Origin of the sequence: Enterococcus faecalis, from assembly GCF_029024925.1 — a bacterium.
Lineage (GTDB): Bacteria > Bacillota > Bacilli > Lactobacillales > Enterococcaceae > Enterococcus > Enterococcus faecalis.
In genome coordinates, this window is sequence record NZ_CP118962.1 from 2,850,082 (window position 1) to 2,866,949 (window position 16,868).

The 16,868-nt window shown below is 38.5% G+C and carries 19 protein-coding genes; 2 read left to right on the top strand and 17 right to left on the bottom strand.

Annotated features, from left to right (window positions below):
• Positions 1-387 precede the first annotated feature (387 nt).
• From citG to PYW42_RS14085, 12 genes are all read right to left on the bottom strand, one after another.
• Entirely contained in the window at positions 388-1,257 is an 870-nt protein-coding gene (gene citG / locus PYW42_RS14030; RefSeq protein ID WP_002363553.1) for a triphosphoribosyl-dephospho-CoA synthase CitG, read from the bottom strand.
• A 6-nt stretch (positions 1,258-1,263) separates the two neighbouring features.
• Positions 1,264-2,436 carry an NAD(P)-dependent malic enzyme gene (locus PYW42_RS14035; RefSeq protein ID WP_002363552.1) on the bottom strand — a complete coding sequence of 391 codons (1,173 nt, stop codon included), beginning with the start codon at positions 2,434-2,436 and terminating at the stop codon, positions 1,264-1,266.
• A 117-nt stretch (positions 2,437-2,553) separates the two neighbouring features.
• Entirely contained in the window at positions 2,554-3,951 is a 1,398-nt protein-coding gene (locus tag PYW42_RS14040) for an oxaloacetate decarboxylase subunit alpha (RefSeq protein ID WP_002355994.1), read from the bottom strand.
• Entirely contained in the window at positions 3,944-4,480 is a 537-nt protein-coding gene (gene citX / locus PYW42_RS14045; RefSeq protein ID WP_002386428.1) for a citrate lyase holo-[acyl-carrier protein] synthase, read from the bottom strand. The genes PYW42_RS14040 and citX overlap by 8 nt, the downstream gene beginning before the upstream one ends.
• The gene (gene citF, locus PYW42_RS14050; protein WP_002355996.1) at positions 4,473-6,005 is read right to left on the bottom strand and encodes a citrate lyase subunit alpha; all 1,533 of its coding nucleotides are present in this window, start codon (positions 6,003-6,005) and stop codon (positions 4,473-4,475) included. The genes citX and citF overlap by 8 nt, the downstream gene beginning before the upstream one ends.
• A 2-nt stretch (positions 6,006-6,007) precedes the next feature.
• Complete coding sequence (citE, locus tag PYW42_RS14055) at positions 6,008-6,895, bottom strand: citrate (pro-3S)-lyase subunit beta (RefSeq protein WP_002411369.1); 888 nt, start codon at positions 6,893-6,895, stop codon at positions 6,008-6,010.
• Positions 6,883-7,191: a citrate lyase acyl carrier protein gene (citD, locus tag PYW42_RS14060; RefSeq protein ID WP_002389668.1), complete on the bottom strand. Its 309-nt coding sequence runs from the start codon at positions 7,189-7,191 to the stop codon at positions 6,883-6,885. Before citD ends, citE begins: the two co-directional genes overlap by 13 nt.
• A gap of 5 nt (positions 7,192-7,196) precedes the next feature.
• Positions 7,197-8,189 carry a [citrate (pro-3S)-lyase] ligase gene (gene citC / locus PYW42_RS14065; protein ID WP_002356000.1) on the bottom strand — a complete coding sequence of 331 codons (993 nt, stop codon included), beginning with the start codon at positions 8,187-8,189 and terminating at the stop codon, positions 7,197-7,199.
• 32 nt (positions 8,190-8,221) lie between these two features.
• Positions 8,222-8,356, bottom strand: a complete 135-nt coding sequence (locus PYW42_RS14070) for an OadG-related small transporter subunit (protein WP_002356001.1) — start codon at positions 8,354-8,356, stop codon at positions 8,222-8,224.
• A gap of 21 nt (positions 8,357-8,377) precedes the next feature.
• Positions 8,378-9,493: a sodium ion-translocating decarboxylase subunit beta gene (locus PYW42_RS14075; RefSeq protein ID WP_002383526.1), complete on the bottom strand. Its 1,116-nt coding sequence runs from the start codon at positions 9,491-9,493 to the stop codon at positions 8,378-8,380.
• Positions 9,494-9,522: 29 nt separating this feature from the next.
• Positions 9,523-9,924, bottom strand: a complete 402-nt coding sequence (locus PYW42_RS14080; RefSeq protein ID WP_002389557.1) for an acetyl-CoA carboxylase biotin carboxyl carrier protein subunit — start codon at positions 9,922-9,924, stop codon at positions 9,523-9,525.
• Positions 9,908-10,270: a hypothetical protein gene (locus PYW42_RS14085; protein ID WP_002356004.1), complete on the bottom strand. Its 363-nt coding sequence runs from the start codon at positions 10,268-10,270 to the stop codon at positions 9,908-9,910. The genes PYW42_RS14080 and PYW42_RS14085 overlap by 17 nt, the downstream gene beginning before the upstream one ends.
• Before the next feature lie 404 nt (positions 10,271-10,674).
• Here PYW42_RS14085 and PYW42_RS14090 point away from each other — a divergent pair, with 404 nt between their 5' ends.
• Positions 10,675-12,072, top strand: coding sequence for a CitMHS family transporter (locus PYW42_RS14090; protein ID WP_002356005.1), 1,398 nt, complete (start codon positions 10,675-10,677; stop codon positions 12,070-12,072).
• A 133-nt stretch (positions 12,073-12,205) separates the two neighbouring features.
• Positions 12,206-12,901: a GntR family transcriptional regulator gene (locus PYW42_RS14095; protein WP_010816071.1), complete on the top strand. Its 696-nt coding sequence runs from the start codon at positions 12,206-12,208 to the stop codon at positions 12,899-12,901.
• Between the two features lie 43 nt (positions 12,902-12,944).
• On the opposite strand, the gene PYW42_RS14100 is transcribed toward PYW42_RS14095, so the two are convergent.
• From PYW42_RS14100 to rpmH, 5 genes are all read right to left on the bottom strand, one after another.
• A complete protein-coding gene (locus PYW42_RS14100; protein ID WP_002363545.1) occupies positions 12,945-13,667 on the bottom strand; it encodes a response regulator transcription factor in 723 nt (240 codons plus the stop codon).
• Positions 13,668-14,033: 366 nt separating this feature from the next.
• A complete protein-coding gene (gene jag, locus PYW42_RS14105) occupies positions 14,034-14,810 on the bottom strand; it encodes an RNA-binding cell elongation regulator Jag/EloR (RefSeq protein ID WP_002361456.1) in 777 nt (258 codons plus the stop codon).
• Positions 14,811-14,824: 14 nt separating this feature from the next.
• Positions 14,825-15,652, bottom strand: a complete 828-nt coding sequence (locus PYW42_RS14110; protein ID WP_002356010.1) for a YidC/Oxa1 family membrane protein insertase — start codon at positions 15,650-15,652, stop codon at positions 14,825-14,827.
• Positions 15,652-16,008, bottom strand: coding sequence for a ribonuclease P protein component (gene rnpA, locus PYW42_RS14115; RefSeq protein WP_002356011.1), 357 nt, complete (start codon positions 16,006-16,008; stop codon positions 15,652-15,654). The genes PYW42_RS14110 and rnpA overlap by 1 nt, the downstream gene beginning before the upstream one ends.
• 203 nt (positions 16,009-16,211) lie before the next feature.
• Positions 16,212-16,346 (bottom strand): 50S ribosomal protein L34, encoded by a 135-nt coding sequence (rpmH, locus tag PYW42_RS14120; protein ID WP_002356012.1) that lies wholly within the window; start codon positions 16,344-16,346, stop codon positions 16,212-16,214.
• Positions 16,347-16,868 lie beyond the last annotated feature (522 nt).

The window sequence follows — 16,868 nt, forward strand, 5'->3', positions numbered from 1 at the left end:
AATTTTATGGCTGTAAGTCATAAAAACTTTACATCAAAAAAATGACTCTAATCTATAACAATTTTTTCTGTTTTTAAGATTTTTTTATGAAATTTTTTATATTAAAAAAATTTCATAAAAAAAGGCGACAGCCGTTTTTGAACGAATGCCGCCTTTTAGATAAACAAAAACCTGATTCTAAAAGAATCAGGTTTAGGAAAAGCAAATCAAGATTCGCTTCAACTGTTTATCATCGTATTTGTATACTCTGATAAGAATGATTTCGTAATAAAATATACTGTGTTTCGTGGTATTTGTCAATCGCTTTCTTGAATTCTCTTGAGACCTTTCCATAGGCATATAAGGTCAAAATAACTGACCAAATCAGCGTTGTAACTATCTTTTTAATTAAGGGGTCAGCCAATTTAATTTCATTAGTTTATCTAAAAACACCACCAAAATTAAAGCATCTGCACTGCCACCAATACTCCAATTTTTTTCTTTGAATAAGTGATTCAATCTTTCTAAACAAAGGGTTCCCCGTAACGTTTGTGTCCCCCCTGAAGCAAAATATTCCTGGATTAACGGTTGATATATTTCAAAAATTTGGACATTTTGACTTCGTTTAATCAAATTCGTATCCTCAACATAGAGCGATAAATAAAGGAGCGTATCAATGAGTTTTTGTTGTTGTGTGCCTTGATGTTTTTGATAATAAGGCACTCCCTGTTCAAAGACAGCGGGATAACCTTGTTGCGCCTCACCACGGATTCCAGTCAAGCCATGCTGAACAAATAGTCGTTCACCCCAAGTTAGTTTTTCTAGCTCATTCGTAGCGAGGTTTTCAAAGTCAGCCAATAAGTCTTGCGTCATTGTTTGAAGCGTTTGTTGAAACAATTGTAAGGTGCAAGGGGTCTCCCAAATCATTAAACGACCACAGATAGCTAAAAAAATACCTAGAGAAAAAATCGCTCCTTTATGTGTATTGATACCTTCTGTTGCCTCAAACATCGCTCGTTCTGCTTCTAAACCAACTTGTCGAATCGTGCGAAATGTTGCCTCAATCGGCAAATGACGTAGCTCTGTCCCAGCTTGAACGAAGGTTTCAAAATAAGGAGTCAAAACCACACTACTTTCTAAAAAAGTGAAAACATCCATATCTTGATGGGCGCCTGCATCGACTGGATCCACCAAGCCTGGTTTATTTAAACAGGTCACTTCATAGAGTAGTGCCAATTGTGCTTGCTGCGCTAATTTACTCCTTGCTTGCTTTGTCATTGCCTTTTACGTCCCTTCTTCTGCCGTGGCCTTTTCTTGTTTTATATAGTCTAGTACAGCATTAAAAACCGTGTCAACTACGCCGCCATCAAATACATTAGGTATGAATTTTTCTGCTGTGGGTTCTGAAATCATAGCGGCCAAGCTTCGTGCTACTGTCATTTGCAAACCGACATCGACTTTTCTGCCTTTCGCTGCCAATAACCCTTTAAAAAGACCTGGAAAAGCTAAAATGTTGTTCACTTGATTCGGATATTTGGAAGAACCAGTTGCTAATAAACGGACGCCATTGGCTTGGGCGAGGGCTGGTTCAATTTCTGGTTTAGGATTTGCTAAAGCAAAGATAATTGGGTCTTGGTTCATTGATTTAATCAGGGCTGGCGTTAGCACATCCGCTTCTGATAAGCCTAAAAAAACATCCTGATTGACGACAGCGGTGGCTAAATCTTTATTTTCTACTGATGGTTTTATTACCTGTCGAAGCAAAGCACGTTGGTAAGGATTCAATGTCGGGTCTTCTTCTCTTAAAACACCTTGGCGATCTACTAAGGTGAGATGCGTAATCCCCGCTTGAATACATAACTTAGCGGTCGCTACACCAGAAGCACCAACTCCGTTAATCACCACACGTAATTCATTTAAAGGTTTTCCTTTAATTTTAGCTGCGTTAATTAGTCCAGCTAAAACGACGATGGCTGTTCCTTCTTGGTCATCATGATACACAGGAATGTTCAAACGTTGTTGAAGTTTTTCTTCAATTTCAAAACATTTTGGTGCAGAAATATCTTCTAAATGGATTCCTGCAAAACTATTTTGTAAATTTTCAATTGTTTGAACCATCTCGTCCACTGATTTTTGTTCCAGTGCTAAAGGAATAGCATCGACCCCCGCCAAATTTTTATAAAGTAAAGCTTTGCCTTCAACAATTGGCAAGCCCGCTTGCGTGCCCATATTGCCGAGACCCAGAACAGCTGATCCATCTGTAATAACCGCAATTAACTTACCACTAATGGTCCACTCGCGCGCTAATTCATGATTTTGGGCAATCATTAAACTCAATTCTGCGACACCAGGTGTATACATTTTGGCTAAATCATGATGGTTTAACACCGCTTCTGTTGCTTCAAGACTTAGTACACCAATATTTTTTTGATGAATTGCTAGAACTTCTTCTAACACATTGTCACTTCCTTTCACGGGCTGCCTTTTTTCTATTTGATGAAGCAAGGGTTTGAACAACCGTTATCGTCGCTCAAACCCTTGCTTCTTTATACATTTGCGGAGCACTTGCCCGTTCTATTCTGGCAAGTCAAGTTTGACTGTCACTTTCTGTAACGGTACATCGTAAAAAGGATCTTCACGACGTCCTAAAAAGTCTTTTCCTTGTTGCGGGAACATCGCATATAATAGGACATCCTCTTCAGATTTTGCGTATTGTTGGATTTCCTTTTCTAAACTATGCAACTCTGGTTTCAATAAATCCGCTGGTCGACAAGTGATTACCTCTTCATCCCCAATGATTTTTTGCTTAATCTCTTCTGCGATAGGTGCTGGTGATTTGCCGTATTCTCCGCGCACATAATCTTTGATTTCATTCGGTATTAAGGAATATCTTTCCCCAGAAATCACATTCATTAAGGCTTGTGTTCCAACCATTTGTGAAAGCGGCGTAACTAGTGGTGGATACCCTAAATCTGCTCTTACTTTAGGTACTTCAGCTAAAACTTCTTCATATTTGTCTTGTAAGCCTTGCTCCGTTAATTGACTTAATAAGTTTGATAACATACCACCAGGCACTTGATAAATCAAGGTTTTCGGTTCCGTATCTTTAACTTTAGGGTTTAAAATGCCTTCACTTCTAAAGCGATCACGAATCGGATTGAAATAGTCAGCAATCTCTGTTACTTTTTCCATATTTAAACCTGTTTCAAAGCCTAAATCTTCTAACGCAATGGCTACAGATTCTGTGGCTGGTTGACTCGTACCGCCAGCGAAAGAAGAGATAGCTGTATCGATGATATCCGCACCTGCTTCAGCAACTTTTAAATAGGTCATCTCAGAAATACCACTAGTCGCATGCGTATGCACCTCTAAAGGTAAATCAATGGCATCTTTCATTTTGCTCACTAATTCAAAACCCGTTTGTGGCGTCAAAACGCCTGCCATGTCCTTAATACAAATGGAATCCGCTCCTGTTTGACTTAATTCTTTGGCTAATTTTACAAAGTAATCGATGGTATGAATTTCACTCGTGGTATAAGAAATCGCTGCTTGACAGTGTCCGCCAGCTTCTTTTGTTGTTTGAATTGCTGTTTGTAAATTACGGACATCATTCAAGGCATCGAAAATACGAATAATATCAATCCCATTTTCAACTGATTTTTCGACAAAGGCCCGCACCACATCATCAGCGTAATGACGATATCCTAGTAAATTTTGTCCTCGTAATAACATTTGAAGTTTGGTATTTTTAACTTCTTTGCGAATTTGGCGAAGACGTTCCCAAGGATCCTCGTTTAAATAGCGGACACAGGAATCAAACGTTGCCCCGCCCCACATTTCTAATGCATGAAATCCTGCCTCGTCCATTGTTTTAATAATCGGCAGCATATCTGAGGTTGGCATCCGTGTTGCAATTAAACTTTGTTGTCCATCCCGTAGCACCGTTTCTGTAAAACGAATTTTTTTACTCACTTGGCTGCTCCTTTCGTGTCAAAATTATTTCTGTTATTTTTTCTTGCATTGCTTCAAGACTGTGACGTCGATTTCGTCCACAGACTTTCGCCTCTTCTTGGCACATAAAACAGCGCCGTGGTGGCAAGCCTAAATCTCCTCGATGAAGGCTTTTTAGTTCCTCATTTCCCCATAAAACATCTAGGTCCACTAAACGACCATAAGGATGTGTTTCTTCAATTTTGACCATTCTTTGTTTTAACTCTTGCGGGGCTAACGAAACCGCCAAATAATATTCAGGACCTGTCTTTTCATTCCGGTAAAAATTAACAATCGGTACTTGATCCAGCAATTGTTGCTCGACTTCGTCAATTACTTCTAAAAAAACAGCCGTTAAGGTGGGCGAATTTTTCACTTCTCCAGGAATATTCATTGTGGCAGATAAGAGACTAGCTTCTGGTGCTGTTTCTAACAACTCCTTCTGTGTGGCAGCTCTTTGTTCGCGAGCATCCAACATCTCTAAAAGTGTTACTTTTTCCCCATTAAACATTGCGTACCACATCAATTAGACTACCATCTCGGTATTCAATTAACGCAACAACTTTGTCTCCATATTTAATTGGTTCCGGGGTGCCAACAATGTTGTAGGCTTTGTCTTTCAACTCTTCTAACGTAAACTGAGGAACATCTAAGGTTTTAAAACAATCAATTAAGTCTGTTCTTTTTGGATTGATTGCAATGCCGACTTCTGTTACTACGACATCGACACTCGTACCTGGTGTAACGACTGTATTTACTTGCTCAACGATTGTTGGGATCCGTCCACGAACAAGTGGTGCAATCACTAGACTCATTTTACAAGCCATACTTGTATCGGAATGTCCGCCAGAAGCACCACGGATGACACCATCTGAACCAGTAATGACATTTACATTAAAATCTGTGTCCACTTCTAAAGCAGATAAAATAGCTGTGTCTAATTGATTAATAACCGCCCCTTTGCTAAGCGGTGAAGCATACATATTGGCATCAATTTCATAATGATTGGCATTTTCCCCTAAAGAAATAGCTGATGGATGATCAAAGTCTTGGACGTCAATAATTTTTTCTACTAAGCCTTCTTCCAAAAGTTCCACCATTGCATTCGTAATTCCGCCTAAAGCGAAACTTGCTTTAATGCCATCTTTAAGCATTTGTTCTCTCATGAACCGCGTAACTGCTAGTGAAGAGCCACCTGTTCCTGTTTGGAATGAGAAGCCTTCTTTGTAGTAAGGAGAATGTGTAATTATTTTTGCGGCATATTCAGCAATCAATAATTCTTTAGGATTCTTTGTAAAACGTGTTGCGCCTTTGGCAATTCCATCTGGATCACCAATTGCATCAATTTCTACCACATAATCAACATCTGTTTGTGGAATACTGATAGGGGTATTAGGATATGGTACTAATGTGTCAGTAATGATGACCACTTGATCCGCATATTTTGCATCGACCATCGCATATCCAAGAGAACCACAGGTAGCTTTTCCTTTGGTTCCATTCGCATTTCCATAAGCGTCTGAACTTGGTGCACCTAAGAAAGCTACATCAATATGGATATCGCCTGCTGCTACTGCCCGTGCCCGGCCACCATGTGAACGAATCACCACAGGATTTTCCATGATACCTGCTGAAATAGCGGCGCCTACTTTATCTCTCAAACCTGAAGAAGTAATGTTGGTGACTACTCCATTTTTAATGTGTTCGATCAAAGGTTCATGAACATTTGCAATTGAACTAGGTGCAATCGAAATGTTTTTCAGCCCCATGGCGGCAATCTCGGCTAAAACTAAATTCATCACATAGTCTCCTTCACGGAAATGGTGATGGAAAGAGATGGTCATGCCATCTTTCAACCCTGTTTTTTCAATTGCTTCACGAATACTTCCTAAAAGTTTTGTCTCCCGAGGTTTCACTGGTTTAATTGCTCGGCTCGCTTCTTGATAAGCATCAATGTGTGCTAATTCTCCTTCATAAATGCCATATTGCTCTGCATAAGATTGAGGAATGTCTTTGCCTACTTTATTTACTACCATGTCTATATTTCCTCCTCGGTAATTAATTTAGCCGCCAATGCTAACGCAATGACCCGTTCAGCTCGTTCAACAATTGGTTTATCAACCATTTTTCCATTTACGGAGATAACACCGGAACCTTTTGCTTCGGCTTCCCGAATGCCCCAGATTACTTCCTTAGCATTCTGGATTTCTTTTTCTGTTGGCGCATAAATAGTATTAACTAATGGGATTTGACGAGGGTTAATCACCGATTTCCCATCGAAACCTAGCTGTTTAATCAAACGAACTTCGGCTTCAAAGCCTTCCGTATTGTCTACATCTGAATAGACCGTATCAATAGCTGCAATCCCAGCTGCTCGAGCGGCATGTAAAATCATGCTACGAGCAAAGAATAGTTCTTGGCCATCTGGATGGCGCCGTGTTTTCATATTGGTAACATAGTCTTCGGCGCCTAACGCGATGCCAATCAAGCGAGTTGAACTTTTGGCAATCGCGAGCGCATTTAGAACACCTTCAGCCGATTCGATAGCAGCCATCATTTTCGTTGTTCCTACGGGAATGTCATTTTGCTGTTCTACTTCTGTAATGACTGCCTCGACATCAATGATATCTTGGGCTGTTTCTGTTTTTGGTAAACGAATCACATCGACACCAGCTAAGACCATTGCTTCAATATCTTCTGCGCCACCGGCATCTAAAGCATTGATCCGAACAACAATTTCAATATTGCCATAATCGAAAGTTTTCAAAGCAGAATGGACTAAAACACGGGCAGAGTCTTTTTCTTTTAATGAAACTGCATCTTCTAAATCAAACATGATTGAATCTGCCCCATACAAAGGTGCATCTCTTAGCATTGCTGCGTTCGCTCCAGGGACAAACATCATTGTTCTTCTTAAACGTTCCATGAGTCCAACTCCTTCCAATCATACGTTTCTTTTTCAGCGCCTCGATGTAAAACTGTAATCATCCGAGCTTTGATTGTACAATCTAATGCCCCTTTATCAATCGCCTTGACCGCAACGCCTTGGACATCTAAATGTTCCAAAGTTGTCGTAATCACCTGACGAATTTGATTGCCAAATTGTTTTTCGACACTACTTTCTAATTCAATGGTATTTTCTGTTGATTCAATGGGTTGGATGGTAATCATAATATCACTTGATTCTACTGTCCCTGCAGTAGCATTTTTGATAATCTTCACTTTCTTCACCTCATTAGTTTCTTGTGTTCTACTAAGTATTGATAACTTGTTGCTGGTAAAAACTTCTTGAGTGTCTCTTTGTCGCCTTCAGCCATCGCTTTGCGAACTTTCGTCGCACTAATCAGCTCTCCATCACTCGCTAATCGCGGGACAATGGTTAGCGTTATCGTTTGTCCGAAAACTTGTTGCATTGCTTGATTGTAGACAGCGGTCACTTCTGAATAAGGCTCTTCTCCCACATAACGTTGCTGAATTTCGAGTATTGGCGCAATTCTTTCTTTAAATAACGTTGCATCAAGCGTTGCTTGAATTGCAGCTACCTCTAATGGCGCTTTTTCTTTCAAAAAATAGGTAGGAAAAGTCGCAGACGAAACTAAGTAATCTTCTGTAGATAGGACTGTCACATTGGGTAAATGGGCGACCCCTTTTTGCACCATTGCGAAACGTGCTTCTTTTGAAAATAGCGATTTATCTTCAGATAAAACAAACACATAAACGTGTGGACTTTCTTTGGCTGCTTTTTCGACTAAGTACTGATGGCCTTTCGTAAAAGGATTTGCATTCATGACAATGCTACTGGCTGGCCCTGCTTTTTTATGCTGTGTCAGGTAACCAAGATAATCGGCAAAATCTGGTTTGCCTTGCTCCATAAATAGCACCTCTTGGTTCGCAACCACTTTTTGAAAGCCTAGCGACTGAAAAATTTGTTCATTTTTTGGTTTTGTATACAAAAAACTGTGTAATTGGTTTTCTTCTCTCAGTTTTTCAAGTAGATGAACCACCAATTGGGTTAACAAATTTTCAGATTGATATTTTTTACAAACGGCCACGCACTTAATCGTTTTGCCTGAAAGCGAGCCAGAGGCGATTAATGCTGTGTCATCATATATGCCAACGGTGTAATCAAGTGCTTCTGTCGTTTGCAATTCGGCTTTTTCCATTAATTCGCGCCAAGCTTGATAAGCTTTTTTATCTTTTTGCAACCAGATTCTTTTCATTGTATATACGCTGCTCACAGCAATAACCTCCTTTATTTTTTAATTGGAAATAATTTTGTTAGTAATTTAGATGCTAGATAAATGATAAATAAAACAACGAAAACGCCGCCCCAACCAAAACCTAACAGTTCAAAAGCAATTTTTAAATCTTCCATGTTAACAGACATGTATTCGTTCTCCTTTCCGTCCTATGTTAAAAAGGCTAATAGTAAGCCACCAGCAATTACAGAAGCGATTTGTCCTGAAACGTTGGCACCAGCAGCATGCATTAAAATAAAGTTTTGTGGGTCTTCATCTGTAGCCATTTTTTGAATGACCCGACTAGACATTGGGAAAGCGGAAATACCCGCAGCACCAATCATGGGATTGATTTTTTCTTTTCTAAATAAATTCAAGAATTTAGCAAAAAGCACGCCGCCGACTGAGTCCATAATAAAGGCGACTAACCCTAAGCCAATAACCATCAATGTATCGACTTTTAAGAACTCTGCATAGTTCATGCTAACGGAAATAGATAGTCCTAGCAAGATACTAATAATATTTACCAATTCATTTTGAGCTGTAATGGATAAACGATCCAAAACGCCACATTCTCTTAATAAGTTCCCAAACATTAAGAAACCAACTAATGGTAATGACACCGGCGCAATTAACCCTGCGACAATCGTAATAACAACCGGGAAAAGAATTTTCGCTGTTTGAGAAACTTCACCGGCCCGATAAGTCATACGGATACGACGTTCAGCTTTCGTCGTCACTGCTTTAATCGCTACTGGTTGAATAATCGGAACTAACGCCATGTAGGAGTAAGCGGCAACCATTATGGCCCCCATGTATTTTGAATGTAAGGTATTTGCTACGAAAATAGACGTTGGACCATCAGCGGCACCAATAATCCCAATCGAAGCAGCATCGTTTAAATCAAAACCTAATAAAACAGCCATAATAACTGTAAAGAAAATCCCAAACTGTGCAGCGGCACCAAACATCAACATAAACGGATTTTGTAACAATGGCCCGAAATCAATCATTGCCCCAATCCCAATAAATAATAATAACGGGAATAACTCTGTTTTTATTCCAAAATCAAAAAGAACATTAAACGGACCTGGCTCGCCGCCAGCGCTCAATACGCCGGAATTAGGAAAGTTCACTAAAATCGTTCCTAAACCCATCGGCACTAAAAGTGTTGGTTCATATTCTTTTTTTATTCCTAAATACATTAATAGTCCACCAATCAGCATCATCACAATGCGTCCTGGTTCTTGGCCCATTCCTATAACACCTTGAATCAGTGTCTCCACACAAATCACTTCCTCTTCTTAAATTAATTCTAGTTAATTGTTATTAATGGTTCCCCTGGATTCACAATTTGGCCTTGGGTAACATGAATTCCTGTTACCGTACCTGCTTTTCCTGCAACGATTTCATTTTCCATCTTCATTGCTTCTAAAATTAACAATGGTTGGTTCTCAGACACCGTATCACCAACATTGACTAATACTTTTAACACAGTTCCTGGCATTGGCGCAGGCATTGCATCTGCTCCTGCTGGGGCGGTTGGCTGTGCTGCAGGCGCTGGGGCTTCTTCAACAGCAGGGGCTGGTGTTTCTGTCGTAGCAACTGGCGCTGTTGGTTGTGGCGCAACAGGTGCTGGTTGTGGGACGCCACCGATTTCTTCCATCTCGACTAAATATTCTTTCCCATCAATTGAAATTTTAAATTTGCGTAACATAATGATCCTCCTCAAGGTTTTGTTTTGAAATTCTTTTGACAACTAGCTGAGACTCTTCTGAAAGCTCTGCAGCTATACTGGCTGCAATAATGGCAACTTCTTTTGCTTCTGGATTTCGTTTTGCGATTTTTTTGATAACAAAACGACTTTCTGGAAACTCTCCTGCTGCGATGGCAGTGGCCACAATACTTACCAATTGATATTCTTTTGGCTCAGCAGGAATATATGCTGGTATATCTATCCATCGCTTTTCCAAGTTATCCGCTTCACGTTGGATAACGCTTTCATTAATCTCGGTATCCTGCGTGTGTTGCTCTTTCTTGAATAAGGACTTAAATAGGCCCATATTGTCTCTCCTTTCACTAATTCTTGGTATACGTTCATTATAGAAAAAACCGTTAAAAAACCTAGTGAAAACACTAGCTCAGATTGTTCTTTTATTGTTTATTTTGTGAAAAAAACTCTGTAAACATTGGTATATAAGCATTTATCAGCCGTTAAGATTCTATTAATATTATATTAAGTTATTAATAAGAATTTGATTGTTGAATTGTTTTTTTGATGTTCTTTTTGTTTTAGGCTATTTATTCTCTGCGAAAGTTTGTATATTCTCACACTATAGACAAACACAAAAAATATTTTTTGTTGTAAACCAGAATACTGTGAAACATTTCTCATGGCTATTCTTTTTTATTAACACCGGTTGTTAACGATTACAAAAAAGTTCTAAAAAAAGAAAGGAAGAAAAACATGTTACTCACTATTTTAGCTTATGGTATGATTATCATCTTTATGTATGTAATCATGAAAAAGAAATTGTCACCGTTTACATCTTTAGTAATTATTCCTCTTATTTTTACTTTGATTGCAATTGCAACTGGAGTAGCGAGTCCGCCACCTGGTGCTGACGGTGTTGTCCCTGAAGTCAACATTGGAAATTTCGTCTTAGATGGGATTTCAACTACTTCAAAAACTGGTATTATGTTATTATTTGCCATTCTTTACTTCTCTATTATGTTGGATGCTGGTTTGTTTGACCCAATCACTAAAAAAATGATTTACTTTGCTAAAGGCGATCCAATGAAAGTCTTGATGGCTACTGCGGTAGTTGCTGCTGCTGTTTCCTTAAACGGAGATGGAACAACTACGACCTTGATTTGCTGTTCTGCGTTTATTCCCATCTACAAAAAACTTAATATGAAATTGATGAATTTAGGTGTGCTTGTTATCTTACAAAACACCATTATGAACTTATTACCTTGGGGCGGTCCAACAGCTCGTGCCATGGCCGTACTAGAAGTTGATGCCGATATTCTTTCTTATTTAGCACCTGGTATGATTTTATCTGTATTGTATGTTATCTTCTTTGTTGCTTATCGCATGGGGAAAAAAGAACGTGCTCGCTTAGGCGTGACAACGCTTACTGATAAAGAATTGGAAGAAATGACTATTGTTAACGATCCTGAGTTATTAGAAATTCGTCGTCCAAAGAATTTTGCATTCAATGGTATTTTAACGATTGTCTTAATCGGTTGGTTAGTCCTAAGTTCATTCGTTGGTCAATTAGGTTTGCCTTCGTGGATTGAAATGCCACCGTTATTATTATTCCTAGTTGGTACTTGTATCGCTTTAATGATCAACTATCCAAAATTAAAAGATCAAAGCAGCCGTATCAGTGCAAATGCTGGTGATGCTGTGCAAGTAGTTATCTTAGTTTTTGCTGCTGGCGTCTTCATGGGCTTATTCCAAGGTTCTGGTATGGCCAATGCCTTAGCAAATAGCTTTGTTAATATTATTCCAAAACAATTAGCCGGCGCTTGGGGCTTAGTGATTGCGTTCATTTCAGCACCAGGAACATTCTTTATTTCAAACGATGGTTTCTATTTCGGTGTCTTACCAGTCCTAGCAGAAGCTGGACGTTCTTATGGATTTGACAATATGTCTATGGCTTTAGCTTCCTTAATGGGGCAAGCGTTCCACTTATTAAGTCCATTAGTGGCATTTATTTACTTGCTATTACGTTTAACTGGTTTAGATATGGGCCAATGGCAAAAAGAATCAGCAAAATATGCCTTAGGAATTTTCGTTATTTTCGTTGTTACAATTGTTGCTTTAGGTCACATGCCTTTATTTATTCCACAAAATTAAACGTCGTCGCTGAAACCGTAGGAGTGCCTTTTCTCCTCGGTTTTCTTTTCATTTTGTCTTTTCTTGCGTTATATTTTCATTTTTAATATTATATTTATTATCTATAAAAATAACCTATAGGGAGGTGCCTCATATGAATCCAACGGTTGAAGCAGTAAAACGGAACTTAGATTTAACCAGCAGTAAACCTCTAAAAATTTGTACCTATGAAGCCTTTAAAAAAACCATTATTTTAGGGGATATTCCTGCAGGTGAACGGATTAACGAAAAAGAATTTTCCGAGCAATTAAACATTAGTCGGACGCCCATTCGCTTTGCTTTACAAGAATTGGTCAAAGAACAATTGGTGGAACATATACCTATGGTGGGTATCGTGGTTAAAGGGATTAGTATGAAAGATGCTTATGAAATTTATGATATTCGTAAATCTTTGGACACTTTAGCAACCATTAAAGCCATGGAACTCATGACACCAGAAGATTTTGATAAATTGGAAGCCTTACTTCTCGAAGGAGAACAATACAATAAAAATAACCAAGTAGATGACTTACTACAGAACTTTTCAGATTTTAATTCCTTTATTTATACTAAGAGTCAGATGCTACGTTTAAAAAAAATTGTGACTGATCTCCATGCTTACTTAATCTATTTCAGAGATATTGCGATTCGTGCCTCAGAACGTCGTAGTATTGCCCTAGAAGAACATTGGTTAATTTTCCGCGGAATGAAAACAAAGAATATTGACCAGATCACACTTTTAACCCATGAACATCTAAATCGTTCGCTTCAATTTATTTTGAAAGAAATGGAACGTCGACAAATTGAATAATCAAAAAAGACCCGCAGTCGCTCGTGCAACTGCGGGCCTTTTTTCATTTTTTTTGTACGCAACCATCTGGCGTAAAGGTATAACCAATGCCCCAAACGGTCCGAAGGTAACAAGGTTCTTTCGGGTTTTCTTCTAATTTACTTCGTAAACGATTAATAAAAACCATAATCGTATTCGCATCGACATCCCCGGTACCCCAAACACTGCTGTAAATTTGTTCTTTAGAGAATACTTGCTCGGGATTCTCCAGAAAAAATTGAATTAATTGAACTTCTTTCGAAGACAATGAAATAGGTAAATCCTTTTTAAATAGTTGATAACGACCATAATCAAAACGGAAATCACCTACCTGTAGCTCTTCTTTTTTATAAACATTCAATTGTTTTCGAATCATTCGAGCTCGATTCAACGAAGCAATCACCTGAGCCTTAAAAACATTCAAGGAAAAAGGTTTCGTTATATAACTATCCACGCCCATTTCCAAGGCTGCAATGATATCCTCTTCTTCTTTTTTGCTACTAAAAAAGATAATTGGCACTAGTGGATATTTCTCTCTAATCATTTGGACTAAGTAGTAACCATCGCTGTCATGTTCCAAGTTATCATCTAAAATGAACAAATCAAAGGTAACTCTGGACACAATATCTTTTGTTTTTTCAATTGATTCACTTTGGTAAATAAGAATACCTGTTGATTGTAATGCTTTCCAAATCAAGCGACGAACTGCTGCATCATCATCTACAACCAGTATTTTCTCCGTACGCATACCTGTTGCTCCCCCTACGTCTCTTTACAAAACTTTTTCATTTGAATTTACTACTGGAGTAATTACTGATTATCATAACATAAAAAAAGAAACGGAGACGGCTAAAAAATCATTTAACTGGGAAAGAGCCTGATAAACGGCGGGAACAGAACCAACACTACGCGTTGCTCCGATCTCAACAACTTCTAAGAGCTAAAGCTCTAAGAGTTGAAGGTCCTTCGGAAATAAGCCGAAATTGTTGAGAATCACGAAGAACGTAGTGATTCGATGATGAACAATACCTACTTGGTCTCCAAAAATTAAAAAGCAATTTTCGGAAATTCCTTCTTATTTCTCGGAGCTAAACGGTTCCGTCCCGACCTCTGTTTAAAAATACTTCTTAACTGGTTCAACCACTAAATACCGATAAGGTTCATCCCCTTCAGAATGGGTTTTGATTTGCTCATCTTTACTTAGCGTGTGATGAATTTGTTTTCTTTCAAAAGCCGGCATTGGTTCCAAGAAGACTGGCCGCCCAGTGCGTTTGGCTTTTTCCGCGGTGCGTTTCGCTAAACGTTCCAAAATTTCATGACGTTTTTCACGATAATTTCCGACATTCACAACAATCGATAGCTTATTGCTTGCAATGCGGTGAATAAAGACTTGCGCTAAATACTGTAACGCATTTAACACTTTTCCGTGTTTTCCAATTAAGATACCTTGTTTTTCTGTTTCTAAATGGAAGATAATATTGCCATTCTCGCGCGCTATGCGAACCATGGCAGGGGCGTTCAGTTCATTTGAAATATTCGTTAAATACATCGCTAATTCAGTAATAGCAGCTTCATCTTCCAGATTTTCTAAAGAATGTGTTGATTCCTCTGAGAGACTAGGAATTGCTTCGGTTAATTCCTCAACTGCTTCTTCCACTGCTGTTGCTTCATCGGCAACAACAATATCTTCCACTGTTTCTTCGACCGCTTCTGTGACTTGCTCACTAATCGTTGGTTCCATTGAAATTTGGGCAAGTTTTTTTCCTAGACCTAAAAATCCTTTTTTTCCTTCGTCTAACACATCAATTGTAACATCCTCTTTGGTTAAACCAAGTGCTTGTAAGCCTTTCTGCGTTGCTTCTTCGATTGTATTTCCTTCATAAATCGGCATCTGAACGACCTCCTTTATTTTTTCTTCCCTTTTTTCTTAGGACTTTTTGCTCGTTCAAGCGCTCGCTCCCGTGCTTTGGCTTGACGTGCTGCTTCCTCCCGCTCTTTACGGATTTTGAATGGATTGTTTAATAACAATGTTTGCCCTGTTTGGAAGGCATTTGAGACCACCCAGTAAAGAGATAAACTGCTGGCTAATGAAATCCCCATAAAGAAGATCATCGCTGGCATAACGTAATTCATAATTTTCAGTGAGGCATTTGTTTCTAGTTGGCTCATACTTGAAAGATACGTACTAGCAAACGTAAAGACAGCCGCTAAAATCGGTAAAATTAAATACGGATCCGGCTTATCGAGGCTTAACCACAAGAACGTTCCTTCTTTTAACTCAGGCACGCGTGAAATGGCTTGATACAAAGCCATCATGATTGGTAGTTGAACCAACAATGGTAAACAGCCAATGTAAGGATTCACATTATTCTCTGCATACAAACGTTGCTGTTCTTCTCGGAATAAGCGTTGTGTTTCAGGATCTTTTGAAGAATATTTTTGTTGCAAGGCCTTTAATTGCGGTTGCAACTCTTGTGTTTTACGCATACTCTTCGTTTGGAAATGCATCAACGGCAATAAAATAATCCGGATGACTAACGTAAATAGGATAATCCCAATTCCGACACTGCCGCCTAATGATAGGAACTTAATCGCTTGGGCAAAATAATAAACAATGTATCGATCCCAAATTCCTGTACTACTTTCACTTACGGGCGCGGTTCCGCAGGCGGATAAAACAAAGACTAAGGTCACTAACCCAGCCATTAATAATAAGCGCTTATACTTCTTCACTACTCAATTCCCTCTCTTACATCTAATATTTTAGCTAAATTTAACACATGTGTTAAATTAGCTTTCACTTCTTCAGACGATAACTTTTCCAATCCTGGACGTGCAATCACGATAAAATCAATTTCTGGAGAGATACGGTCTTTTAATTGAAATAAACTCGCGCGGATTTTCCGCTTCACAGCATTCCTTGTGACCGCGTTTCCAATTTTCTTCCCAACAGAAATCCCCACTCGAAAATGGGCTTGTTGTGGTTTCTCTAAAACGTACACCACGAAACGACGATTTGCACAAGATTGTTTTTTATTAAACACCTGTTGAAATTCTTTTTCTTTCTTGACACGGTAGGACTTTTTCATCGGCATCCCTTTGTTTCTATATTTTTTTACTTCTTAATAATAATAGCATATTTCCGCTCTTTTTTAGTAGCCTTTTCTATAGAATCCTGCTTTCTTTTATTGAAAACAGAAAAAGAACCCTTAGTTATCTTCACATCTTCCAAAAAATTATGGAGATAACTAAGGGTTCTTAGAAATTGACTGTTTAAAAGACCAGACCATCATTAAGCAGAAATAACTTTTCTACCTTTACGACGACGGCTTGCTAATACGCGACGGCCATTTTTAGTGCTCATACGTTTACGGAATCCGTGAACTTTTTGGCGTTTACGTTTGTTTGGTTGATACGTTCTTTTCATGCAATTACACCTCCTGAAATTGTAACTATCCATCAATATATAGACATACTTTGATAGTATAACGAGTAATAGGGTCTTTTGTCAATAAAATTTAAGAAATATTTCCTGAGAAAGATTCGTTTCAATTATCCACAAATTAAATTTTCCTGTGAGTAGCTTGTGGATAGTTTTCCACATTTTTTTCTGTTCACAGCCATTTTTCCACTAGTTTTACACAAAAAAACAGCCTGTTAAAAAGTTTTGCACAGGTATTTTTTTAGCTGTTGATAAGTTCTTGAAACATGATTGTGTCAAGCTTAATTATTCTCAACTTTTTGTGGATAACTTATTCAACAACCACTTTCTTCCGCAAGTGTCGACACCCTGTGGAAAACTTTTTTCACCCTTGTGTACTTTTTTTCCACATTGAACAATTGCTTGTGGAAAAAGTTTTAAAAAAATGCTAAAATCGACTATGCTCATTCTTTTAAGTTATCCACATTTTTTAGATAACCAAAATTTAAACATATAGGAGGTCACTGT